Here is a 22534-nt window from a genome sequence, read left to right as displayed (position 1 = left end):
TTACTACTGGAAAAATTGAAATGGATTTGAGCTACCAAAAATTTGTTGCTTCTGTATCCGGAGGGATATTAGATGAACTCAAGCGAAATAAATACATCCTTCTCATTGGGAAAAATGGTCGCGGAAAAAGCGGAATACTTGCGCAACTGGCTGAAACGCTTCCGCTTAAAGGGATGAACACCCTTGCAATATCTTTTTCCATTACGGACAAATTCCCCTATTCAACCAAACGAAAAAATTATATCTATCTTGGTGTTAGATCTACTAGTAACTCCACTCAAACAAATACACTGGATAACAAGATTTTCGACAGTTTGATAGCTGGCGCAAACAATACTGGGTTCGCAGATAAAATAGAAAGAATTTGTAGTTTTCTAGAGGTTTCTCCTGAATTCCACATATGGGGTGAGCTTCATGGGGGGGCGGTCAAAAATATTGATGAACTTGATCAATATGTATTGAGCGCAGTCACGGCAAGGCGTGGCCGCGGCAGGGTAAGGCTTGACGAAATCCAGAGCGCGGAGGCGCGCCGCTCGGCAGTTGATAAGCTTTTCGAGGAAGAGGCCATCTCCAGAGTTGAAGTAACTCAATTGCTGGAAGAATTTCTAACTATTGATTTGAAATTTCAAAGGCGATTTGATCTTAGGGACATATCGCGGATGAAAATCTACTCAGTAATTCCTGCTTTGAGGAAACTGGGGGTTATCAAAAATTTTTCACTGAGTGTAGGTAGTAGTAGCTTATTAGGTTTAAATTTCATGAGTTCGGGGCAGAAAAATATTTTTTTTACTCTCACTCAAGTTTGCAGGCATGCAGGTCTGACGTCGACCGTACTGATTGATGAACCAGAAATCAGCCTGCATCCAGATTGGCAAGCTAGGTACATTCCCCTTTTAGAGGATCTGTTTGGAGGCGAAAATTTTAGATATGTCATTGCTACCCACTCGCCTTTTGTGGCCATCAATTGCCTACATAGTCAAACATCTGTTATCTCGCTGACCCGAAATCAATCAAGTTTTGCATGGGAGCGAATAAACTCCATGGAGGGATGGAGCGTCGATATTGCCTCCGTCGATGGTTTCAACGTAGGTAGTTATCGCTCTACTCGTCTCGAGCAAATCTTGCTTGATGCTTGTGAAGTAATTTCTGCGGAGAATCCGAAAAGCTCAGAAGTCACTTATTACTTGAATAAACTATCGGAGTACTCGCTCTCCAAGGATGATCCTATAAACCTGATAATCCAAGATCTGGAGCGGCTAAAAAAATGAGCGGCGATTGGGTTTGGCTTAGGCAAATACATTGTGGATTTGCCCCTTCTGCTGCAGAGCATGAATACTTGAAAACAATCCCATTGAGGGAGGACTTTAATCATCTGAGCTGGGATAAAATTCAGACCAATCGTATGAAAGCGATTAAGCTGAAGATGTATAAGCAACTGTCTCATGCGCAGCGTCATAACTGCATCTATTGCGGCCTGCCTTTTATGCATATTCGCGGGGATCGGGAGCACATTCTTCCCAAAGAAGTGTATTTAAAGCTAATGTTTCACCCATATAATATTGTTTTGGCGTGCATAAGATGCAATCGTAATGTTAAAGGTTCTCATGACTGGCTTAAAGATGAGCCCAAGCATAAATCCTTTGCAATCAAGGGTGCAACTAGCAAGTATTATGGGTACAAAAGTTGGCACCCCTTTTTTCATGACCCCAAAAAACATTTCGAATTTTCCGGAACAGATAATTATATAATCAAAGGGATATCAGATGAAGGCAAGCATCACGTTAGTTTTTTTGAACTAGACAAAGGTTTGATGGTGAATTCTCGCCTTGAAACCATCGGGATATTAAAAAAAAGGAACTCATCTAGGGATCAGCGCCTTCTCAAGGCTGTTCAAGAGACTTTAGCTTATCGAGCCATTAGTCCTGAACCTTGAATTCAGCGAGGCAGTCTCGATGATCGTTGGTGGGCGATGGTCCGGAGTTTTCCTTCCTACATGGATTTTATGGCTATGTCGGACGAATGAGTTGTTCTTGTAAACCGGCATTGGCCTAGAGCGGGCAGTGCCCGAATCGTTGCGAGCAGCCCATCGACTGCCCAAGGTCACGCGCTCGCTGGCGGACCTTGAACAAGCCGACGGGATCAGACGCGAACACTTGGCCGATGGGCTGCAATATCGACCGGCAATGCTCCGGCCGGAGTCACTCTTTGGTCAGATCAACCAACGGCGTCTGCCGCACTTCAGTCTCCCGCCCATCCTGTATCTCGCTCACCTGCTTCAAGGCCTTATCCACCGCCGCCTTATTCGCTAACAAGCTGTAGCTGATGCGGAACTGCTTGTGTTCTGGGTGTCGACCGCTATTTGCACGTTGTAGCCGACAATTGGCCCTGGTGAAATTGAGGTCGCGGTTGTTGACTGCTTTGAATTTACGGCCATCGATAGCGACCAGATGTTCTCCGAACAGTCCCAACTGCTGACAGAGCACAAAGAACTGGCGACAGACGCCTCGAATGGCCTTGCTGTTGTCTTTTCGGAAGTTGGCGATAGTCTTGAAATCCGGCATCAAACGCCCGGTCAACCACATCAGCTCGATGTTGCGTTGAGCTTCTCGCTCCAGGCGTCGGCTGGAATGGCACCTTCAAAACCCAGATTGACCAGGTCGAGTTCGTCGACAAAGACGTCGACTACGCGCACCGGATTGGTATCGCTGACGTAGTCGTCGAGGCTCTCGGGAAGTAAGGTGCCTTGGCCTCGATGTTCACCTTGGATAAAGCGTTTCATGGGCGATCCCTGCGATGAAATCCTCAGAAATCCTAGCAAGGGTTCGCGAAGGTGTTTTTACACACTCTGGGCCGATTGCTGCCTGCATGATCACCGGTCAGCAATCAACAAACCAGTTGTAGAAATGGTATCCCGCGCTAACCGACACAGCACATGTGCCCAGCGTCAATAGAGGCCACTGTCCTTCGACACCAAGCCACCACTGCACCTTGAACAGAAGAGCTCCTACCAACACGCAGGCCAGAACACCAAGAGCCAGGCCAACCAACGCGAACAGCCGAGCCCCTAACCCTGGATTTCCGCCGTGCCAGTTCTCACTCAGGCAAAAGGGGCAATGATTAGACGATGGCGAGTAGCCCCAGAAACCACGACTATATAACGCTCTCGGAACCATCGCTTTGCCACAGTTGTGACAGGTAACCATCGAGTGTCTCATACCGCACCCCAGCTCAAATCTTCCTAGATGAGCCCATGGTGCGCTACCGCGGAAAAAACCCAACTGCATGACCTGACATCTACCCAGCACCCGGTCTGAGCTGGGCTCAAACCCTCCTGGCCAGATAACCGAGGCTATGCTGTACACGACCGACTATATTGAATGCTCCCCAGTGGTTGACTGGCCTCGCCAGGTCGCAAAACGATAATTAAGGACGCCAGTTCAACTCCTCATATAACCGCTCATCGGAAATACGTGCACGGGGGCACTTATGGGGCACTTAACAATAAAGCTGCAAAATAAATCTATTTAAAACAATATTTTATGTATAGATTTTTAATTCCCCCGGCTCCACCACTTCAACATCTAAAGACGTCCACGGACGTCTTTTTTTGTGCCTGAAATCCAGTGAATACGGGGGTTTCAGGGCTGCTGGAGGCTTTCCAGGTTTTTTGAGCTCCAGGCAGTTTGGTATTCCCAATGGTATTCCCGGCTACCTAGGGCTAATCCTGGGAAGACCAAAAAGTGTCATGGAGTACTTCTCATGTGTGCTCAAACCACCCGCCTCTCCGACCGCCAGCTCAAGGCGATCAAACCGAGAGACAAGGAAGACGTCCTCACCGATGGCGACGGACTTCAGCTGCGTGTCAGAGTCAATCGCTCGATGCACGTCACCAAGAATCGAATCAACATGGCACTCGGCTCATACCCCGAGGTTTCTCTTGCGCAAGCTAGGAAGAAAACCGTTGAGGCCAGAGAGCTGTTTGCGCAGGGTATCGGCCCCAAAGCTCAACGCGATGAGCTACAGGAAGCTAAACGAGCGGACACGCAATATACGTTCGAGAACGTGGCCACCGCGTAATTGAAGAAGGATTCCGTCACTCCCGCATATGCCGAAGACATCTGGTGCTCACTCACGCTGCGTGTATGTCCGAGCATGAAATCAACGTCCTTATCAGAAGTGAATGCCCCGATGGTCGCCAATAGCCAGACCGGCAACATGGCATTGAAACGCATGGGTTTTCAGGACCGCTTGGTCAGCCACCGCATGCGCTCCATGGCCAGCACCGTCCTGAATGAGCATGGGTGGGATCCGGAGCTGATCGAAGTCGCGCTGGCGCATGTCGTTAAAGACGAGGTTCAAAGCGCCAACGGGCGTATTTAACCTCCGAGAGTTCATTTGGATCATATAAAGGCTCGTGTATGGGAGCGGGGAGCGGCTGTTCGCCTCATGACACTTTTTTCATATCCCTCTAAAAATACCTCGCCGTTGCACCAACGCTTTTCTGGCTATTTTTTCTTTTAGCTTTTTCATCTCGAAAAAACAGACGCTTAAGAAAATATCGGCGCTCAAAATCAGAACTTCATCCAACAATATTGAATAGCTCCCTGTCATTTTTTTGATGCCATTTATTCCAAAAAGGTCTTTTGTCTGGAAAACGGGGACATGCTTTATTGCTCACAGATGTAACGAGTTGTTTCAATTTTTACCGTTTTTCGGTACCGACAAGGGGGGGCTTTCTGTCGGCGAACAGGAGAGTTCCGTTCGTTGCGACGCAGTGGGTTAAGCCTAGGACATTGATGATTTTGCTTGTGCCTGTTTGGCGCAATGCAAATAAGGGATTTGTAATTATCGAGGCTTGAACCCATGAATCATGTGATCAACTCCATACTGGAAAATGCATCAACTCGCCCATCAATCGGCCATACCAACCCTGCGTTACTGCATGACGTTCTATGGCGAGCATTGGAGCACGCACTCAAGGCAAACACGGATGATGCTTCGCAAACCCCGCACAGTCGCGCCTGCCTGAGGATCTACGCCGAAATCGATACGCTGTCGTATCTGGACAAGGCAGCTTGCTCAACCTGTGGCCTAGCCTCAAGGCAGAGGTCTACCGCAAGGAAAAGAACCTGAGAATCTATCGGTTGTTTCTTATCTACGCCAAGAGCAATCCCGAGTTCATCCAGTCTTCATCGCTGAATGATTTCTACAGCGGGTTCCTCGCGGCCGTGAGTACCGATGCAGGTCTGGTCGATCCCATCAGCGCCCACCCTTTCACCTGGTGATCAGCCCCGATACCCAGGGCAACCTGGGTATCGGCAGGCGCTACCCTCCAAGAGGATCAACTGTATGGCATTTACTACCCTGATACTCGATGCCCCCGGCCCACCGTTATTGTTTGAGGAAGTTGATCGCTTGCTTGAGCTGGGCCTGGCCGTCACCCTCAACCTGCACTATTTCGCAGACAAAGAGCGCATCCGGCAGCACTACACCACGCGCATTCAATATGCCGAGATCAACTGCCACGACGAGCCTGCCTTTATTGCCGCCGTGAGTCGGGCCGGGGGTTATAGCGTGTTCAAGACGCGCTTGAACATCCCCCTGGGCGCCAGCCTGATCCGCGCCGCCAGCTCGCCCGCGTTGGCCACGCCACTGCGCGCTATTGCCCAGGCCGGCACCGGGGTTAATCATATTGATCGGCTTGAGTGCGAGCAGCGCGGCGTGGCGATACTCAACACGCCAGGTTCCAACGCGGCCGCTGTTGCCGAGTACGTCGTGGCCCAGACGCTGTTTATGTCTCGCGACCTGGATTACTACAACGCCCAAACCCACAACGGCCATTGGGCAAAAGGCACCTTGGCACCTACCTCCGAATACGCCGAACTCACGCTTGGGCTGGTGGGCACCGGTAGCATTGCCCGGCAGGTGGCACGCAAGGCGGCGGCGCTGGGCATCAAGGTGATCGCCACCGGGTCGGAGCGCTTCACCGAACAGGTGGCACGCAGCCTTGAGCTTGAGCGACGAGCAAACCTTGCGCAGTTACTGGCCGAGGCGCACATCGTTTCGATCCACGTTCCGCTCACCACGCTGACCCGAGGCTTGTTCGGCACTGCCGAGTTCCGGCAGATGCGCCCAGGTTCAATCCTGATCAATACCGCACGCGGCGGGATCGTCGACGAACACCAGCTGGCAGCCTTCATGCGCCAGTTTCCCAAGCATATCAAGGCGGTCGCCATCGATACCTTTGCCCTGGAAAAGGACCGGTTCGAGTCGCCACTGACCGGCATTCCCTGCGCGCAATTGACGCCGCATATCGCCGGCAATACCACCACGGCAATCAGGGCGGCATCGCGCCAGATCGTCGACAAGATCCATGCATTCAGTAACGCCGCCAGCGTGCTTTAACCTATCGGACACAAGGAAGGCCACACCATGCAAACCTCTATTTTTACCCGTCTGAACGCCCTGAGTTGCACCGACCTCAGCGATGCGATGGACCGCCTGAAAATCGTTTGCCAGTGCACCGACATCATGCCCCTGGATCGCACGTTCAATCTCACCGGCAAAGCCTGGACCCTGCGCTACGGCCCTATTGGCCGGGATGGCGGTTCGGTGGGGGACTACATCGACGACCTTGAGGCCGGCCAGGTGGTGGTGATCGACAACCAGGCGCGGCTCGACACCACCGTGTGGGGCGACTTGCTGACCTCTACCGCCGCCCGTAAGCAGTTGGCCGGGACGGTGATTGACGGTATCTGCCGCGATGTCGACCGTGCGCTGGAGCTTAATTACCCGATCTTTTCCCGGGGTAACTGGATGCGCACCGGCAAGGATCGGGTGCGTGTTGAGGCGATCCAGGCGCCCGTGACGCTGGGCGGCGTGCGGGTACAACCGGATGATTGGTTGCGCGGCGATGGCGATGGCCTGGTGGTGATTCCGGCCGGTTCGCTGAGCGAAGTGCTGACGGTGGCCGAAGAAGTCCACCACGCCGAAGAGCATATCCGCGCGGCTATCGAGGCAGGCGTGCCGTTGCGCCAGGCTCGGGCCGACTATGGTTACCACGCACTCCAAACCCCACGTAGCTGACGATAGCGTTGACTGATGGCGAGTGTCTGTGGGTGCTCAAGTGAAATGCCATTTCGCACGGTATTGCAGTGGGTATTTACCCATTCGACGCATCAACAGAACCCGCCCAGTGCGGGTTTTTGTTGTTTCTGGAGGAGGGAAAGTCCAGCCGGCGGGCCTTCGGATTTTTCCTTCGATATGTCGCGCTGTTGGTGAACTGGCCGCGCTTTCCCCTCCCCGCTAACCTCCCCCAGTCGCTGCAAAATCAGCGACCGGGTTTAGCAGCTCGGTTAATATCAAGGCCTGCAACGCCACCACCTGTCCAGCATCCGCTGGACTGCTTATGGCGGCTGTGCGTGGGGCACTTTCGGGTGCGCTGGGTTCCTTGATTCCTGGTCTGCTAACCCGCGTACAGTCGCCACCCTTTTCGTTTAGCAGCGATGTCTGGCGACTCCATCAATCAAGGAGTTTGCGCCATGAAAAAAATCACCCCCAATCCTCCAACAACGCTCTTCACAATTACTGAAGGCGTCGATCCCGAAACTCTACTGATCCAAGCCAGCGAAACCCTCGCCTCCCTGAACGCCATGACCACAGACCTGGCCTTCAAGCTTGAAGGCTCGCATCGCCACACGCTGCTGGCCGCTCAGCAATTGACCGTTTTGGGCGAGCTACTCATCGACCGTGTGTTGAGCACCCACCCCTTCCCCAGCCACACGCCTCAGCCCTAAGCGACGTAAAAGGGCGAGCCGCCTCACAACGCCTCGCCCTCTGGAAACCCCTCACACTTCCCATTACCCTGACGGCCTTTATCAGACAACCGGAAGTCCGATACCCGTGCTCAAGCCTCTCGCTGTCCTCGCGCTCGCCTGCGCGCCGTTGCTCGTCTCTGCTGCCGACCTGGCAGGTGTCTGGAAAGGCACGCTGGGCAAGTCCTCCATTACGGCCTGTTTCAACGGGGCTCACGGGGCCAATGGCAGTTATTACTACCAGCGCATTCTCACCCCCATCCAGCTGACGCAAGCCAACGCCAGCGAGCCGTGGGCCGAAGAGGGGAATACCGGTTTCTGGCAACTGGACGAACCGCAAGGCGACACGCTGACGGGAACCTGGAGTAAAACACTGGGCGGTAAAAGCCTGGCATTGGCGCTCAAGCGGGCGGATTCGGACAGCTGCGCCAGCGACACCTATAACAACCCGCTCGAGGCGGTGCCGCCGGCGGTAACGGTCGAGAAGAAGACGTTCGGCGAGCACGCCTACCACGTGAAAACCCAGGGCGGGCAGGTCACTTTGAAACTCGAAGGCGACGGGCCGGCGATCGAGAAGATCAACCGCGACCTGGCGCGCCTGGCAATCAGCCCCGACGGCCAGGCAGACTTCTACCGCGAGCGGCGCAACGCGCTGGATCAGAGCGGCAGCACCTCAACCAGTGAAATCACCGTAGAGCCCTTCTACTGGTCGTCGCAGTGGATCACCGTGCGGTTTTACCGCTGGACAGCCGGTTACGGTCGCGGCGGCATCAGTTGGGGCTTGCACAGCTGGAACCTGCAAACCGGCGACAGCGTAGACCCGTGGACCTGGCTGGGTGGGCGCGAAGAATGGGACAGCCCGTACTCCGGCCAAATCAAGCTGCCCAGCGCATTCAGCCGCTGGCTGGCCAAGCAAACCACCACTGACGAAGGCTGCCCGGCCATCAACCGCTATTCCTCCTTTGACCTGAGCTTCAACACCCAAGGCCTGCAACTCTCGACACCGGCCACGGGAGACGGCTGCGACAATGACTTGTCTTTCACCTGGGAGCAGTTGGAGCCGGTACTCACAGCGCAAGGCAAGGCAGCCGTGCCAAGCTTGAAACTGCCCTGAATTGCACGTCGGCCAGCCTTACAAAAAACTGACACTCATTCATGAAATGTTCAGAAGTGCTGGCAGATACTAGCCGATCGCCACGGCCGTTCCCCCGAACGGTCCCTTGCTCCGGTAGCCAGAAACCATGACGCGTCCCGCTCCTCTGCTGCTCCTTCTCGCTGGTTTGTTGTTCTTCTTTGCCCTGGGTGGCCATGAGCTGCAAGGCTCCACCGAAGCCCGCGTCGCCGGGATCGCCATGGCCATGCACCTGGACAATGACTGGGTCATCCCGCGCCTGTTCCGCGAACCCTTCCTGGAAAAACCGCCCCTGAGCCTATGGCTGGACGCCGGCGCCATTCGCCTGTTCGGCGGCACGACGTGGGCCGTGCGCCTGGCGTCGGCATTTGCCGGCCTGTTCAGCGTGATGCTGTTTTACGCGATGCTGCGCAAGTTTGGACGGCCCAGGCCAATGGCATTCTGCGCGGCGCTGATTCTGGCAACCATGGCCAGTTACTGGGGCAACGTGCGGGGCGTGGGGGAAGACTCGCTGCTCAGCCTCGGCGTGACCACCGCGCTGCTGGCGTTCTATCAAGCTGTGCGGCCGGACCGCGAAGGTTCAAGTACGTGGGCCTGGGCGTTGTTCACCGTCGGCATGGTCATCGCGACCCTGAGTAAAGGTGTACTGGGCCTGGCGATGCCGGGCATCGTGATCTTTGTGTACCTGGCCAGCACCAGCGTGATGGATAAGCGTGTGCGCATTGGCGACTGGCTCAAGCCAGCGCTGTTCACGCTGCTGGCCCTGGTGCCGTTGCTCATCTGGTTGAGCTTCCTGTTCCAGCGCGGCGGCATGCAGGCTGTGGCCGAAGTGCTGTGGACCAACAGCGTCGGGCGTTTCAGCGGCTCGTTTGTCGAGGCCGGGCACTATGAGCCCTTCTACTACTACATCGCCAAACTGCCCGAAGCCTTCCTGCCGTGGAACATCCTGGTGTACCTGGGCCTGTGGCACTTTCGCAAAAGCCTGGTGCGTAACCGCTACCGGTTGTTTTTCAGTGTTTGGCTGGTGGCGCAGTTCACCCTGCTGACCCTGGCTTCGAGCAAGCGCGTGGTTTACCTGATGGCACTCACGCCTGCCGCCGCTGTACTGGCAGCGGAATACGCAGGGGTGTTGTTGGCGTGGCTCAAAGCCAACAAACCGGCGCTGTACCGCGTCCACCGAGGCGTGATCGGTGGCGTGTTCACCCTGGCGATAGCCTGTTACCTGGCGGCGGCGTTCTGGTTTGCGCCCAAAGCCGACGTGCGCCAGTCGTTTGTGCCCGTCATCAGTGAGGTTCAGGCCTACCAGGCCCAAGGCAAACACGTGGTGCTGTTCCAGCCCAACGAACGTATCGCCGGGGCCAGCGTGTTCTATCTGCAGGCCTACTTGCCGATCCTGCAAACCGAAACTGAGCTGCGCAGCTATCTCACGGCCAAGCCCGGCAACATCGCGTTGCTGGACCGCACGGAGCAACTGGCCGAGAAGGTCACGGTGATCAAGGAAATCTCGATCAACCGTCAGCCTTACTACTTCGTCGAGCAGTAAGGCTGGCGCGGGGCATCAGTGCTTGGTGAGCTTGTCCAGGTAACCCATGGCGAACGCCGAGATCACAAAGGTCATGTGGATGATCACGTACCACATCAAATGCTGCGGATCGACGTTCTTGGCGTCCATGAAGATACGCAGCAGGTGGATGGACGAGATCGCCACGATAGACGCCGCCACTTTCATCTTCAGCGATGAAGAGTCCATGGTGCCCAGCCAGTTGAGCTTTTCCTTGCTCTCATCGATATCCAGCTGCGAGACGAAGTTCTCGTAGCCGGAAATCATCACCATCACCAGCAAGCCGCCGACCAGGGCCATGTCGATCAACGACAGCAGCACCAGGATCAGGTCGGACTCGGCCATCGAGAACACGCTCGGCAGCAGGTGAATCACTTCCTGGAAGAACTTCAGCGCCAGCGCCAGCAACCCCAGGGACAAGCCGAAATAAATCGGCGCCAGCAGCCATCGCGAGGCGTACATGGCATTTTCGATAAAGCGTTCCATTGAATCTCACACAGCCTGGCTAAAAATGGCCGCGAGTATACCAGCCGCTACCAAACACCTGTAACCGCGAGAAAACTGACCTGAGCGGCATCTGTAAGAGAATTTTTCTGCTAGTGTCGAGCCCATCAAATCGGCTCGATGCTGACGAACAGGAAGACTCGAATAATGGATGTGCGATCCCCTTTGGCCACTTTCGGCCTGTGTGCGGTGTTGCTGATGGCTGGCGGCTGCTCGCCCAAAGAAGAGCAGAAGCAGGCCACCCTCGAAGAGAAAACCGCGAAGTTCGAACAATCGCTGGACAGCATTCAAGACCCCAAGCTCAGAGACGCCATCGCCGACCTTGGTGGCTCGCTGCTGTTGCTGGAGCGGGCGCGGGTCAAGCTCGCCAACAAGCCCATCGAAGCCGAATACGGCGAAGACACCCTCGCCCTGCTCAAGCACTACCCCACGCCCCAGGCCTTGGTGGACACCTACATCAATGGCCTGTTCGTGCTGCGCAAAGCCTCGCATTCCGACTACCTGACCGATTTGCAGCCGGTGTTCCCCTTCAACTTCAACACCCCGGACCAATTCCCCTTCCCCCACGGCCTTGAATGGCAGTCGGTGACGTTGAGCAACAACAAGGTCATTCCCTTTCAGCCCGAATGGTCGGAAACCGATCCGGGTATCCAGCTCAGCCCGAGCAGCTCCAACCTGACCAACCCCGATGACTTGACGGTGACTTACCCGTTTATCGAGGGCGTAGAGACCGAGAACAAGAGCCAGCCGCAGCCCGTCAGCCTCAAAGGCGCGGTCGAGGTGATGGCGCCGGGCAAAGTGCTGACCTTCGATTTGTCGAAAAAAGACGTGGGCCACAAACGCACCGAGGGCAACATCACCCTCAACCTGCTGCTGCTTGAGAAAAACTACGCCGAGATCGAGCTGACCAACAGCGAGCCCCTGGCGCCGGAAGTCGGCGACGAATCGCCAAACCCATTGCTGGTGCAGGCGCGCGACAACACCGGGCAATTTCTCACCCGCTCAGGCTCGATCAACGAAAACGCCGCGCAAGTGGCGTTTTACGAGAAACAGCTGGCCGAGATGCAAAAGCAGAAAGCCTGGTCGGAGGCCTTTGAAAAACAGCTGACGGACGAGCAAAAAGCCTTCGAGCACAAACAAAGCAGCCATTACGCCAAGGTGTATTTCAATGGCCTGATCGACACCCTGCAGGTCGACGTCCTGGATTTTTCCAAGGCCACCGTCACCCGCAAGGACCTCGACCTGCCGGTGCTGCGTTTTGACAAGAACAGCCTGCAAAAGACCGTGCAAGCCTTGCCGATGCCGGTCACCGTGTACGACGACAGCGCTGCCAGCTGGCTCAAAGACGCGGCAATGACGGAAGACCAGCTGAAAAACAGCGTGACGATCAGCCAATCAACCGAAGACGCCAGCGCTGCGAAGATTGTCTTTGACCACCCGTTCACCTTCAATGACGACCTGGTCGGTGCCGATCGCAACAACAGCGACGCGCCCATCACCTTCTTTGCGGCGGACGACAAAGGTCAACGCGGCGAGCCCATCGAGCTGCCGGCCGAGGCCTTCGAGCTGAACGCCGCCACCGGCACGCTCACCTACGATCTCAACCTGTTCCCGGAAACCCCGGCGTTTGTGGTGGGCTCGATTCCGCTGTTTCTCGCCACCATCGAGAAAGCCACGATCGACGTTGCCAAGCTGCCCAAGGGCCTGTCGCTCAAGGACAACGCATTGATTGTCGATCAAAAGGAATTTCCCGCCGACAGCTGGCGCTTCTACGCCAAGGACGCAAGCGGCAACTACCTGAAGGAAATTCTCGGCGTCAGCCACCGTGCCGAGGAATACGGCACAGCGTTGTTTGACGTGCACTATTTCTACGGCCAGCCGACCAGCCTGGAAAGCTACCAGCGCACCGACCTCGACACCGTGCAATACGGCTTTGAGGTCAAACTGGACAAGCCCGACAGCAAATAAACGCTCAGTGGCGAATATCACTGAGCGTCTGGGCTCGCCCGCCATTGAGTTGCCGCAGATGTGCCTGCAGGTGCAGGCACCAGATCTGCGGGTCGTCCGCCAGCTCGTAGCCGTGCAGCGTCAAGCTTTCGACGATAGATCCCAGAATGGTTTCTGCCACAAAGGGCCCATGAAACGGGCCTTGAGACTTGATGGTGGAAGGCTGTTCGCCGGTCATTCCGGCAGCAAACAACAGCGTCCACATCCCGTTATCCCCAGCGAGAGGGCGAATGGAGCATTCGATACGGGTGACCAGGCCCAGGCATTGGCGGGTAAGGCAAAGGTTGCGCGGCATGGCGGCGACCCTCGGTAGATCGGTGTTCAACCTCGCGCAGGGCAAGGCTGTCTCTGTCCAGCGACTCCTGTGGATATCCCTTGAAGTGAGAATAGAAGAAAACCAGTACAAACCAAGCTTGTAGGGACCAACGGGCGTTGGTGCCTGAGGATGGAGTCAATTTAGTGGCGAATTTACCGAGGTGGTCGATACACCGCTGATCAAATGTGGGAGCGGGCTTGCTCGCGAAGGCGGTCTGTCAGACACATTGATACTGACTGATCCACCGCCTTCGCGAGCAAGCCCGCTCCCACATTTACCGCGTGCTGACAACAATCAGGTGGGTTTGGCTTCCGCCAACGCCTGCTGCGCCAGCTCCTTCTCCGCCTCCTTCAAGTCATCCTCGCTGATCATCTCGGCAATCGCGCGCAAACGCTCTACCACGCGCGCATTCACGGTGCCTTCAGGGAATTGGCCCTCCTCGTCCGGCTCACCGGCAGGCTCACCGACCAACAAGCTCAACGCCTCGTCCGCCTGACGCACGGCGTAGATGTGAAATTGCCCGTCGCGCACGGCCTGCAGCACCTTCTCGTCAAGCATCAGCGTAGCCACGTTGGCCTGCGGGATGATCGCGCCCTGCTCACCGGTCAACCCGCGTGCTTCGCAGAGGCGGAAGAAACCTTCGATTTTCTCGTTGACCCCGCCCACCGCCTGCACTTCACCAAACTGGTTGATTGAGCCGGTGATGGCAAAGCACTGCTTGAGCGGCGTCTTCGACAGCGCCGAAATCAGGGTGCACGCCTCGCCCAGCGAGGCACTGTCGCCGTCCACATAACCGTAGGACTGCTCCAGCGCGATACTCGCCGAGATCGCCAGCGGGAATTCCTGTGCATAACGGCTGCCCAGGTAACCGGTGAGAATCATCACGCCCTTGGAGTGAATCGGCTGGCCGAGGTTAACTTCGCGCTCGATGTCGACAATGCCGCTGCCGCCGGGGTACACCGTGGCGGAAATCCGCGCCGGCACGCCGAACGCCGAATCGCCGACCTCCAGCACCGTCAGCCCGTTGCACTTGCCGACCGCCGCACCGGCGGTGTCGATCAGGATCACGCCAGCAAGCATGTCGTCGAGAATCCGCGCCGACACCCGCCCGGTACGCGTGGCCTTGGCCTTGAGCGCGCGTTCGATATGCCCCGCGTCAGTCATCTCGTCGCCCGCCAGGTGGCGAATGAAATCCGCCTCACTGACCAGCTGGAACAAGTCGCCAATGCGCGCCGACAACCGCCCCTGATGTTCAGCCAGGCGTGCGCTGTAAGTCGCCAGCCGCGCCACCGCGTCCGACGTCAACGGTGCCATGCCCTCTTCCGAGGTGCGGGTTTTAAGCAACTGGGCAAACTGCTCCAGGCTTTCGTCGACCATCGGGATGTCTTCGTCGAAATCCACCAAGACGCGGAACATCTCCTGGAAGTCCGGATCGGCGTCCTGCAGCGCGTAGTACAGCTGGCGCGAACCGATAATGATGACTTTGACCTGCAACGGAATCATCTGCGGGTTGAGGGTTACCGTGGCCAGGCGGCCCAGCTCGCCCAGCGGCGATTCCATCTTCAGCTTGCGCGACTGCAGGGAGCGCTTGAGCGCGTCCCACACAAACGGCTCGCCGAGCATTTTTTCGGCTTCCAGAATCAGGAAACCGCCATTGGCACGGTGCAAGGCGCCCGGGCGCAACTGGCGATACGTGGTGTAGAGCGCGCCCTGGTCGGTGCTGTATTCGATACGGCCAAACAGGTTGTCGTAGGTCGGGTGCGGCTCGAACACCACCGGCGCGCCGCCATTGACCGGGTGGCCGACCACCAGGCTGGGGCAGTATTGCTCTTCGAGCAACTTGCGGGCCTGGGCGTCGGTCTTGGCATCATCCACCAGTTGCTCGACCACGGTTTTAAGCAGGTACACCTGCATGGCTTGCAAGTAGCCGCACACCGCTGCGTTTTCTGCGTACTTTTCGGACAGCGGCGCCAGCAAAGGCTGCAGGGCCAGGGTGATGGTTTCTTCGTTGAATTGGCGCAGTTGGTTGTTGGACTCACGTTTCCACTGCGGCAGGCTGGCCAACTCTTCGTTGAGCCGCTCTTCCAGCTCGGAAATATCTGTGTGGAAGCGCTCACGATCAGCTTCCGGCAGCTGCGAAAACTCGGCCTCGTCCAGCGCCTTGCCATCAAGCATCGGCGTGAACGCGATGTTGGTGCTGTCGCGGTACAGCGCCACGTCCTTTTCAAGGGCCAGACGCTCGATCACGTCCAGAGCCTTGTCGTAGCGCTGGTTGAAGGCGCGGTCGATGGCGCTTTTGCGCTGTTGATAGGTGGGGTGTTCGAACACCGCCGGGAAAGTGGCGACCAGGTTGTCGACCAGCGCGTTGATATCGGCGATGAACGCCGCTGCGCCGCCGCCCGGCAATTCCAGGGCGCGTGGCTCACGCGGCTCATCAAAATTATTGACGTAGACCCAGTCCGACGGGGTCTGCAGACGTTTGCCTTCAGCTTTCAGGTAGCGTTTGACGAACGAAAAGCGGCCGGTACCGGGCTCGCCCATGACAAACACGTTGTAACCGGGGCGTGGCATCGCCACACCGAACTGCAACGCTTCAACTGCGCGTTCCTGGCCGAGCACACCGCGAAAGGGCTCCAAATCATTGGTGGTCGAGAAGCTGAACTGTTCAGCGGAGAAAGGGCGAGTCAGCGCTTCAGGCGCTAGACGCAAGCTGGCAGCAACAGGATCAGGCATCGGGCTTCCTTACATCAGGCGGGGCAGATGACGGCATTCTGGCTCTCGGTTGCGCGCTCTGGCAAGGCGCGCCTGTGGGAAAGCGTAGACACGGGAGGCGTCCTACAAAAAAATCGCGACAACGGTGCGCAATCACTCCGATTGTTTTATAAAAAATAACGGAACCCCAGGAACGTGCCTAAACTCCAAACTGCGCGGGTTGGACTAATAACTGGCCCCTAGGGCGCTGCGACGCGCCTGAACCCTTGTCCATTGGTTTGCACACAAAGAGAACAAAGCTATGAAACGGATCCTTCTTGGTACTCTCTTCACCGTCGTCTCCCTCAATGCAATGGCAGAAGCACCAGGTGGCCCGAACTGCGGTTGGGGCAACATGTTGTTTGAAGGCCAGCGCGGTACTCCAGCTCACTTCCTCGCTTCCACCACCAACGGCACCTCGGGTAACGCCACCTTCGGCATGACCTCGGGCACCAACGGTTGCAGCACCAACAGCGCCCTGACCTACGGCGGCAAGTCCTGGATTGCCATGAATGGCATGATGAACGAGCTGTCCGAAGACATGGCCAAAGGCAACGGCGAAGCGCTGACCACCTACGCGGTGGTACTGGGCGTTGCACCGGAAGATCGCGATCACTTCGCGGCCGTGACCCACGAGCACTTCCAGCAGATCTTCAGCAAAGCTGACGTGACCGCCGATGACGTGCACAACAACACCCTGGCTGTACTGAAAAGCGATGCCCGCCTGGCAAAATACGCTACCCAGGCTTAAGCTCGACCCGCCCGCGCCTTTCGAGGCGCGGGTTTTATTTTGGACCCGCCTCCCCTTTGGGTCTCACTATTTCCGACTTAAGTTGCCCCTATGCTCAAACGCTTTGCCTGGTTGGCACTCTTCGCCTGCGCCCCGCTGTATGCGGCCCCGTATATTGATGATCAACGTTTGCAGCAATTGGCCAACGATCCGTTCTGGCTATCTCTGGGCCATTACGAAGCCGGCAAGCTCAAGGGCTGGCGCAGTTATGTCAGCGACAAGAAATTCTTCCTCGCCCCTGATGGCGCCCACCATCCGGACCAGGAACTCAAGGCAACCGTAGAGGCGCTGTACGCCCCGGCCAGCCTCGGCGAAAAACACGCCCAATGCGTTTACCCCGCACGTACCCGCTGGCTCAAGGAACAGTTGCAACTGACCGACTTGCCTACCCTGGAGTGCAAAGAATTCACCCAGTGGTTCAAGGACGTCGCGCCCCACAGCGCGGTGATGATCTTCCCGGCGGCCTACCTCAACAGCCCGTCGTCGATGTTCGGCCACACGTTGCTGCGCATCGACCAGGCTGACGTGCAAAGAGACAAGACCGCGCTGCTCAGCTACGCGATCAACTTCGGCGCCTACATCGAAGGCTCCGACAACAGCATTCTCTACGCCTGGAAAGGCCTGATGGGCGGCTATCCGGGCCTGTTTGCGTTGGTGCCCTACCAGGAAAAGCTCTCGGAGTACCGTAGCCTCGAGAACCGTGATCTGTGGGAATACCGCCTGAACCTTACCCAAGTCGAGACCGAACGCATGGTCCGGCACGTATGGGAGCTCAAGCAGATCCAGTTCGACTATTTCTTTTTCGACGAAAACTGCTCGTATCGCCTGCTCGAGCTGCTGCAAGTGGCGCGCCCAAGCCTGCGCCTGACCGAGCAATTCCCGCTGACGGCGATCCCCACCGACACCGTCAAGGCGGTGAAAGAGGCTGGCCTGGTAGAGAAAATCGACTATCGCCCGTCCCGTGAACGCGAACTGCTCGAACGTGCCAAGCCGCTTGATAGTGATGAGCAGCAATGGGTATTGAACATCAGCGACGACCAGAAGCAGCTGCAGGAGCCCGCCTTCAAGGCGCTGCCCCGCGACCGCCAGGCGCTGATTATCGACGCCGCCTATCGCCTGGGCCGCTACCGCGCCAATGGTCTTGAGCGCGACACCGAACGCTCGCAACGCAGCTTCGAACTGCTGCGCGCGATCAACCAGAACCCGGCGCCAGACCTGAAAGTCGAACGTCCCGGCCTGCCGGAAGACGGCCATGAGTCCCGCACCTGGCAGGCTGGCATCGGCACCCGTGGCAGCAAGACCTTCGGCGAATACGGGCTGCGCATGGCCTACCACGACCTCAACGACAACGCCGAAGGCTTCCCGCTGGGCGCGCAGATTGAAATCCTGCAGATGAAACTGCGCCAGTACGAAGGCAACCACTGGCAACTGCAGCAACTGGACCTGGCGACCATCCGCTCCCTGACCCCGCGCAACGCCCTGTTGCAACCGTGGTCATGGCAAGTGACTGGCGGCCTGGAGCGCGTGCCAGGCAAACACGACGATGAAACCCTCGTGGCCCACGTCAACGGCGGCGCCGGCGGCACCTGGCAACTCACCGACGACATGCTCGGCTTCGCCCTCGGCACCGTGCGCGTGGAACACAACAACGACTTCAGCGAAGCCATCTCCCCGGCTGCCGGGTTCAACACCGGCGTGCTGTGGAAAAACCCGCTGGGGAATTTGAGCCTGGAAGCCAAAGGGGATTTCTTCACCAATGGCGAAGTGCGGCGCAGTGTCAGCTTGAACCAGCAGTGGGAATTGTCGCGCAACCTAGGCCTGCGCCTGACCGCCCAGCGCGAGTACAGCCACCTGTCCACCCCCGTGAATGAAGTGATGCTTGAAGTGAAGTGGTATCACTACTGACCTCTGAGACCGGGCGAAGACCACTGTGGGAGCGGGCTTGCCCGCGAAAGCGGTGTATCAGTAACAACCAGACTGACCGCCCCACCGCCATCGCAGGCAAGCCAGCTCCCACACTGGTTTGTACCCGGCCTGAATCCCTTGCCCGCCGCAGTTCAAAGGTGGGAGCGGGCTTGCCCGCGATAGCGGTGTATCAGTAACAACCAGGCTGACCGCCCCACCGCCATCGCAGGCAAGCCAGCTCCCACACTGGTTTGTGCCTGGCCTGAATCCCTTGCCCGCCGCAGTTCAAATGTGGGAGCGGGCTTGCTCGCGAAAGCGGTGTATCAGTAACAACCAGACTGACTGCCCCACCGCCATCCCAGGCAAGCCAGCTCCCACACTGGTTTGTGCCTGGCCTGAATCCCTTGCCCGCCGCAGTTCAAAGGTGGGAGCGGGCTTGCTCGCGAAAGCGGTGTATCAGTAACAACCAGACTGACTGCCCCACCGCCATCGCAGGCAAGCCAGCTCCCACACGGATTTGTGCCTGGCCTGAATTCTACGCACGCCGCAGTTCAAAGGTGGGAGCGGGCTTGCCCGCGATGGCGCTCGGTCAGGCGATGATGTATTGAATGAACCACCGCATTCGCGAGCAAGCCCGCTCCCACATTTGGCTCGTGTACATTCAGGCGCATCGCATTGCCCACCTCAGGAGTTTCATCAACATGGCCGTTAACTGCACCACCCTCGAAGAAGTCCGCGCAAACATCGACCGCCTCGACCAACACATCGTCACCCTGCTGGCCGAGCGCGGTCATTACGTCTCCCAGGCGGCACGCTTCAAAAAAGACGCCGACGGCGTCAAGGCGCCGCAACGGGTTGAACAGGTGATTGCCAAGGTGCGGGGTTTGTCCGAGGCGGTGGGCGCCAACCCCGAGGTCACTGAGCAGGTGTATCGCGCGATGATTGCGGCGTTTATCCAGCAGGAATTGGCCGAGCATGCCGCGCTGACGTCCAACCAGACGACATAACCCCGCTGTGGCGAGCGGGCTTGCCCCGCGTTGGGCTGCGCAGCAGCCCCAAGCAGTCTGTCGGGGAGTATCAGATACTCCGCGTTCCTGTTTATTAGGGCGGCTGCGCAGCCCGACGCAGGGCAAGCCTGCTCGCCACATGTGCCATGTTCAGCACCTGTGGCGGTGTCAGGTGTTAGGCGGCGGGTGTTATCGCTTGGTCAGGTCGTCCACGACGGCTTTGCCCCTCTCGCACAGCTAATGCGCGGCCCAGGCATATTGTTCGCCGCGTCGTTGATGGCCCTTTAACCCAACACCTTTCTCACCTCTCTTTCACACCTGCCCGACAAATCCCTGACTAGACTCACCCTATCAGCCGTGAAACGGTCAGGGAGTACGCCATGTGGCGGTCTGCGGTAATGCTGTGCGCAGTAGTGTGGTTGTCAGGTTGCCAATCAACCCACCAGGATTTGCTGGCCAAAGGTTATCCACCGGCCTTTGCCGATGGCTTTGATGACGGTTGCAGCAGCGGTCGCCAGGCCGCCGGTGTGATCAGCGGGGAGTTTCGCAAGAACGTGCCGCGGTATCTCAAAGACCGCCAGTACGCCGAAGGCTGGGAAGACGGCTTTCGACAGTGCAAGGCCATGCGCGAGAACGAAGAGTTGCGCGACTACAAGGACAACCACTGGGATGACCGTGAACGGGACTGGCAGCAGGAAAAAGACCGCGACGCCGCCAAGGCTTATCGCCCGCAGTAGGTCGCTTTCAGACATCCATCGAAACTAAAGCGCGGCGACCATGGCCCAAACTCCATAGAGGGAGAATGTCATGAGCCGAGCTTTTGTTAATGAAGACAACGCCGCCGCCCAGGCCGACCAACCGGTAGAGCGCCAGGTCAGTGAGCAACCCAACCACCTCACCGCGCAAGGGTTGGCGCAATTGCAGGCCAAGGTCGCGCAGTTGCAGCACGAATACAGCCTCGAATCTGCCAAGGACGATAAGCAGCGTCAGGCGGATCTTGAGCGGGACCTGCGCTACTTCAATCAGCGGGTGCAAAGCGCCCAAGTGGTGGCGCCAGCCACCTCCACCGAAAAGGTGCAGATCGGCAGCTGGGTCACCTTCGCCAACGAGCAAGACGAGCAGCAGCGCATTCAGTTGGTAGGTGAAGACCAGGCGGACGCTGCTGCCAACCTGATCAACTGGGGTTCGCCTCTTGGCCGCGCCTTATTGGGCGCCGAGGTGGGCGACGAGGTGCTGTGGAAGCGCCCCGTCGGTGATCAGGTGATCGAAGTGTTGCGCGTGGAGCCCGAGGCTTAGACGATGCCCTGGGCCAGCATCGCGTCGGCGACTTTTACGAAGCCTGCGATATTTGCGCCTTTCACGTAGTTGACCCGGCCGTTTTCTTCGCCGTAGTGCACGCAGGCGTGGTGGATCGACTGCATGATGTTGTGCAACTTGCTGTCGACTTCGCCTGCGGTCCACAGCAGGCGCATGGCGTTCTGCGACATTTCCAGGCCGCTGACGGCCACACCGCCGGCGTTGGAGGCTTTGCCCGGGGCAAACAGAATGCCGGCTTCGATAAAGATATCCACAGCCGCAAGCGTGGTCGGCATGTTGGCACCTTCTGCGACGCACAGGCAGCCGTTGCGCAATAGGGTGCGCGCGGCATCGGCGTCGAGTTCGTTTTGGGTCGCGCATGGCAGGGCAATATCGCAGGCCAGTTCCCAGGGCGTTTTACCGGCGCGAAATTCCAGGCCGTAACGGGAAGCCAATTCGCTGATGCGCCCGCGCTGCACGTTTTTCAGCTCCAGCAGGGCCGACCACTGCTCCTCGGTCAACCCGCTTTCGGCGTACAGGGTGCCTTCGGAGTCGGACAAGGAAATCACTTTGCCGCCCAGGTCCATGACCTTGCGCGCCGCGTACTGCGCGACGTTGCCGGAACCGGAGATCGCCACGCGCTTGCCCTCAACCCGCTGGCCGTCGCGCTTGAGCATTGCTTCGGCGAAATACACGCAGCCGAAACCGGTGGCTTCGGGGCGGATCAGGCTGCCGCCGTACGTCATGCCCTTGCCGGTCAGCACCGAAGTGAACTGGTTGCTGAGGCGTTTGTATTGACCGAACAGGAAGCCGATTTCGCGCGCGCCCACGCCGATATCGCCGGCCGGCACGTCCACGTCGGCGCCGATGTGGCGGTACAACTCGCTCATGAACGCCTGGCAAAAGCGCATCACTTCGGCGTCGCTCTTGCCCTTGGGGTCGAAGTCCGCACCGCCTTTGCCGCCGCCCATGGGCAGCGAGGTCAGGGAGTTCTTGAACGTCTGCTCGAAGGCGAGGAATTTCAGTACGCCCAGGTTCACCGAAGGGTGAAAGCGCAAGCCACCTTTGTAGGGGCCGATGGCGCTGTTCATCTGGATGCGAAACCCGCGATTGACCTGGACCTTGCCGTGATCATCCACCCACGACACCCGGAAGGTGATCGCGCGTTCCGGCTCGCAGATGCGCTCCAGAATGCCCGAGGTCAGGTAATGGGGGTTGGCTTCGAGAAACGGCCACAAGCTGCGCAGGACTTCTTCCACGGCCTGGTGAAATTCCGGCTGGTCAGGGTCGCGTTTCTTGAGGCGGGCGAGGAAGGATTCAACGGATTCGATCATGAAGAAGTCTCGGCAAATTGATTGTTTTTAAAGGAGATTGAGCCGGACCTTAGCAACTCAAGTTGCACCTGAAAAGCGCAAAATGTCGCCTTTGTGAATTTAAATGGTGCATTGGAT

General features: G+C 57.6%; 18 protein-coding genes and 3 pseudogenes. 16 read left to right on the top strand and 5 right to left on the bottom strand.

Features of this window, described 5'->3' with window-relative positions:
- Positions 1 to 20 precede the first annotated feature (20 nt).
- The 3 genes and pseudogenes from AACV02_RS17615 to AACV02_RS17605 form a co-directional block, all read left to right on the top strand.
- Positions 21 to 1268: an AAA family ATPase gene (locus AACV02_RS17615; protein WP_119741007.1), complete on the top strand. Its 1248-nt coding sequence runs from the start codon at positions 21 to 23 to the stop codon at positions 1266 to 1268.
- A complete protein-coding gene (locus AACV02_RS17610) occupies positions 1265 to 1933 on the top strand; it encodes a hypothetical protein (RefSeq protein ID WP_119741005.1) in 669 nt (222 codons plus the stop codon). Before AACV02_RS17615 ends, AACV02_RS17610 begins: the two co-directional genes overlap by 4 nt.
- Before the next feature lie 136 nt (positions 1934 to 2069).
- Positions 2070 to 2189, top strand: a pseudogene (locus AACV02_RS17605) (Mg chelatase-like protein); the annotation flags it as partial.
- 183 nt (positions 2190 to 2372) lie between these two features.
- Here AACV02_RS17605 and AACV02_RS17600 read toward each other — a convergent pair.
- Positions 2373 to 2779: pseudogene (locus AACV02_RS17600) on the bottom strand (transposase); the annotation flags it as partial.
- Between the two features lie 980 nt (positions 2780 to 3759).
- Between AACV02_RS17600 and AACV02_RS17595 the strand changes: the two are divergent.
- The 7 genes and pseudogenes from AACV02_RS17595 to AACV02_RS17565 all read left to right on the top strand — a co-directional run.
- Positions 3760 to 4374: pseudogene (locus AACV02_RS17595) on the top strand (integrase arm-type DNA-binding domain-containing protein); the annotation flags it as partial.
- A 701-nt stretch (positions 4375 to 5075) separates the two neighbouring features.
- A complete protein-coding gene (locus tag AACV02_RS17590) occupies positions 5076 to 5285 on the top strand; it encodes a hypothetical protein (RefSeq protein ID WP_157986848.1) in 210 nt (69 codons plus the stop codon).
- A 64-nt stretch (positions 5286 to 5349) separates the two neighbouring features.
- Positions 5350 to 6405 carry an NAD(P)-dependent oxidoreductase gene (locus tag AACV02_RS17585; protein ID WP_119741003.1) on the top strand — a complete coding sequence of 352 codons (1056 nt, stop codon included), beginning with the start codon at positions 5350 to 5352 and terminating at the stop codon, positions 6403 to 6405.
- A gap of 27 nt (positions 6406 to 6432) precedes the next feature.
- Complete coding sequence (locus tag AACV02_RS17580; RefSeq protein ID WP_119741001.1) at positions 6433 to 7086, top strand: RraA family protein; 654 nt, start codon at positions 6433 to 6435, stop codon at positions 7084 to 7086.
- A 455-nt stretch (positions 7087 to 7541) separates the two neighbouring features.
- Entirely contained in the window at positions 7542 to 7796 is a 255-nt protein-coding gene (locus AACV02_RS17575; protein ID WP_119740999.1) for a DUF6124 family protein, read from the top strand.
- Between the two features lie 106 nt (positions 7797 to 7902).
- Positions 7903 to 8928: a hypothetical protein gene (locus AACV02_RS17570; protein WP_119740997.1), complete on the top strand. Its 1026-nt coding sequence runs from the start codon at positions 7903 to 7905 to the stop codon at positions 8926 to 8928.
- 127 nt (positions 8929 to 9055) lie between these two features.
- The gene (locus AACV02_RS17565) at positions 9056 to 10489 is read left to right on the top strand and encodes an ArnT family glycosyltransferase (protein WP_119740995.1); all 1434 of its coding nucleotides are present in this window, start codon (positions 9056 to 9058) and stop codon (positions 10487 to 10489) included.
- 15 nt (positions 10490 to 10504) lie between these two features.
- Here the strand turns inward: AACV02_RS17565 and AACV02_RS17560 are convergent, their stop codons facing one another.
- Positions 10505 to 10993 carry a TIGR00645 family protein gene (locus tag AACV02_RS17560; RefSeq protein WP_106579278.1) on the bottom strand — a complete coding sequence of 163 codons (489 nt, stop codon included), beginning with the start codon at positions 10991 to 10993 and terminating at the stop codon, positions 10505 to 10507.
- Between the two features lie 165 nt (positions 10994 to 11158).
- Between AACV02_RS17560 and AACV02_RS17555 the strand changes: the two genes are divergently transcribed.
- Positions 11159 to 12979, top strand: coding sequence for a hypothetical protein (locus tag AACV02_RS17555; protein WP_119740993.1), 1821 nt, complete (start codon positions 11159 to 11161; stop codon positions 12977 to 12979).
- A 4-nt stretch (positions 12980 to 12983) separates the two neighbouring features.
- Here the strand turns inward: AACV02_RS17555 and AACV02_RS17550 are convergent, their stop codons facing one another.
- Together AACV02_RS17550 and AACV02_RS17545 are read right to left on the bottom strand one after the other, a co-directional pair.
- A complete protein-coding gene (locus AACV02_RS17550; protein ID WP_106579280.1) occupies positions 12984 to 13313 on the bottom strand; it encodes a PA4575 family protein in 330 nt (109 codons plus the stop codon).
- A 315-nt stretch (positions 13314 to 13628) separates the two neighbouring features.
- A complete protein-coding gene (locus AACV02_RS17545; protein ID WP_106579281.1) occupies positions 13629 to 16067 on the bottom strand; it encodes a Lon protease family protein in 2439 nt (812 codons plus the stop codon).
- A gap of 280 nt (positions 16068 to 16347) precedes the next feature.
- Between AACV02_RS17545 and AACV02_RS17540 the strand changes: the two genes are divergently transcribed.
- From AACV02_RS17540 to AACV02_RS17520, 5 genes are all read left to right on the top strand, one after another.
- Complete coding sequence (locus AACV02_RS17540; protein WP_083356699.1) at positions 16348 to 16836, top strand: DUF3015 domain-containing protein; 489 nt, start codon at positions 16348 to 16350, stop codon at positions 16834 to 16836.
- Positions 16837 to 16926: 90 nt separating this feature from the next.
- Positions 16927 to 18780 (top strand): Lnb N-terminal periplasmic domain-containing protein, encoded by a 1854-nt coding sequence (locus AACV02_RS17535; protein WP_119740991.1) that lies wholly within the window; start codon positions 16927 to 16929, stop codon positions 18778 to 18780.
- Positions 18781 to 19481: 701 nt separating this feature from the next.
- Positions 19482 to 19787: a chorismate mutase gene (locus tag AACV02_RS17530; protein ID WP_106579405.1), complete on the top strand. Its 306-nt coding sequence runs from the start codon at positions 19482 to 19484 to the stop codon at positions 19785 to 19787.
- Between the two features lie 380 nt (positions 19788 to 20167).
- Positions 20168 to 20524 carry a hypothetical protein gene (locus AACV02_RS17525; protein ID WP_106579283.1) on the top strand — a complete coding sequence of 119 codons (357 nt, stop codon included), beginning with the start codon at positions 20168 to 20170 and terminating at the stop codon, positions 20522 to 20524.
- A 70-nt stretch (positions 20525 to 20594) separates the two neighbouring features.
- Complete coding sequence (locus AACV02_RS17520; protein WP_119740989.1) at positions 20595 to 21083, top strand: GreA/GreB family elongation factor; 489 nt, start codon at positions 20595 to 20597, stop codon at positions 21081 to 21083.
- Here AACV02_RS17520 and gdhA read toward each other — a convergent pair.
- Positions 21080 to 22417, bottom strand: coding sequence for an NADP-specific glutamate dehydrogenase (gdhA, locus tag AACV02_RS17515; protein WP_119740987.1), 1338 nt, complete (start codon positions 22415 to 22417; stop codon positions 21080 to 21082). The genes AACV02_RS17520 and gdhA overlap by 4 nt on opposite strands.
- Positions 22418 to 22534 lie beyond the last annotated feature (117 nt).

Source organism: Pseudomonas sp. Larv2_ips (assembly GCF_963879675.1).
Classification (GTDB): domain Bacteria; phylum Pseudomonadota; class Gammaproteobacteria; order Pseudomonadales; family Pseudomonadaceae; genus Aquipseudomonas.
This window is presented reverse-complemented; position numbering and strand designations above follow the sequence as displayed.

Coding starts and splice junctions, on each gene's coding strand:
- AACV02_RS17615 (WP_119741007.1), top strand. CDS start 21: ATGGATTTGAGCTACCAAAAATTTGTTGCTTCTGTATCCGGAGGGATA.
- AACV02_RS17610 (WP_119741005.1), top strand. CDS start 1,265: ATGAGCGGCGATTGGGTTTGGCTTAGGCAAATACATTGTGGATTTGCC.
- AACV02_RS17585 (WP_119741003.1), top strand. CDS start 5,350: ATGGCATTTACTACCCTGATACTCGATGCCCCCGGCCCACCGTTATTG.
- AACV02_RS17580 (WP_119741001.1), top strand. CDS start 6,433: ATGCAAACCTCTATTTTTACCCGTCTGAACGCCCTGAGTTGCACCGAC.
- AACV02_RS17575 (WP_119740999.1), top strand. CDS start 7,542: ATGAAAAAAATCACCCCCAATCCTCCAACAACGCTCTTCACAATTACT.
- AACV02_RS17565 (WP_119740995.1), top strand. CDS start 9,056: ATGACGCGTCCCGCTCCTCTGCTGCTCCTTCTCGCTGGTTTGTTGTTC.
- AACV02_RS17560 (WP_106579278.1), bottom strand. CDS start 10,993: ATGGAACGCTTTATCGAAAATGCCATGTACGCCTCGCGATGGCTGCTG.
- AACV02_RS17555 (WP_119740993.1), top strand. CDS start 11,159: ATGGATGTGCGATCCCCTTTGGCCACTTTCGGCCTGTGTGCGGTGTTG.
- AACV02_RS17550 (WP_106579280.1), bottom strand. CDS start 13,313: ATGCCGCGCAACCTTTGCCTTACCCGCCAATGCCTGGGCCTGGTCACC.
- AACV02_RS17545 (WP_106579281.1), bottom strand. CDS start 16,067: ATGCCTGATCCTGTTGCTGCCAGCTTGCGTCTAGCGCCTGAAGCGCTG.
- AACV02_RS17540 (WP_083356699.1), top strand. CDS start 16,348: ATGAAACGGATCCTTCTTGGTACTCTCTTCACCGTCGTCTCCCTCAAT.
- AACV02_RS17535 (WP_119740991.1), top strand. CDS start 16,927: ATGCTCAAACGCTTTGCCTGGTTGGCACTCTTCGCCTGCGCCCCGCTG.
- AACV02_RS17530 (WP_106579405.1), top strand. CDS start 19,482: ATGGCCGTTAACTGCACCACCCTCGAAGAAGTCCGCGCAAACATCGAC.
- AACV02_RS17525 (WP_106579283.1), top strand. CDS start 20,168: ATGTGGCGGTCTGCGGTAATGCTGTGCGCAGTAGTGTGGTTGTCAGGT.
- AACV02_RS17520 (WP_119740989.1), top strand. CDS start 20,595: ATGAGCCGAGCTTTTGTTAATGAAGACAACGCCGCCGCCCAGGCCGAC.
- gdhA (WP_119740987.1), bottom strand. CDS start 22,417: ATGATCGAATCCGTTGAATCCTTCCTCGCCCGCCTCAAGAAACGCGAC.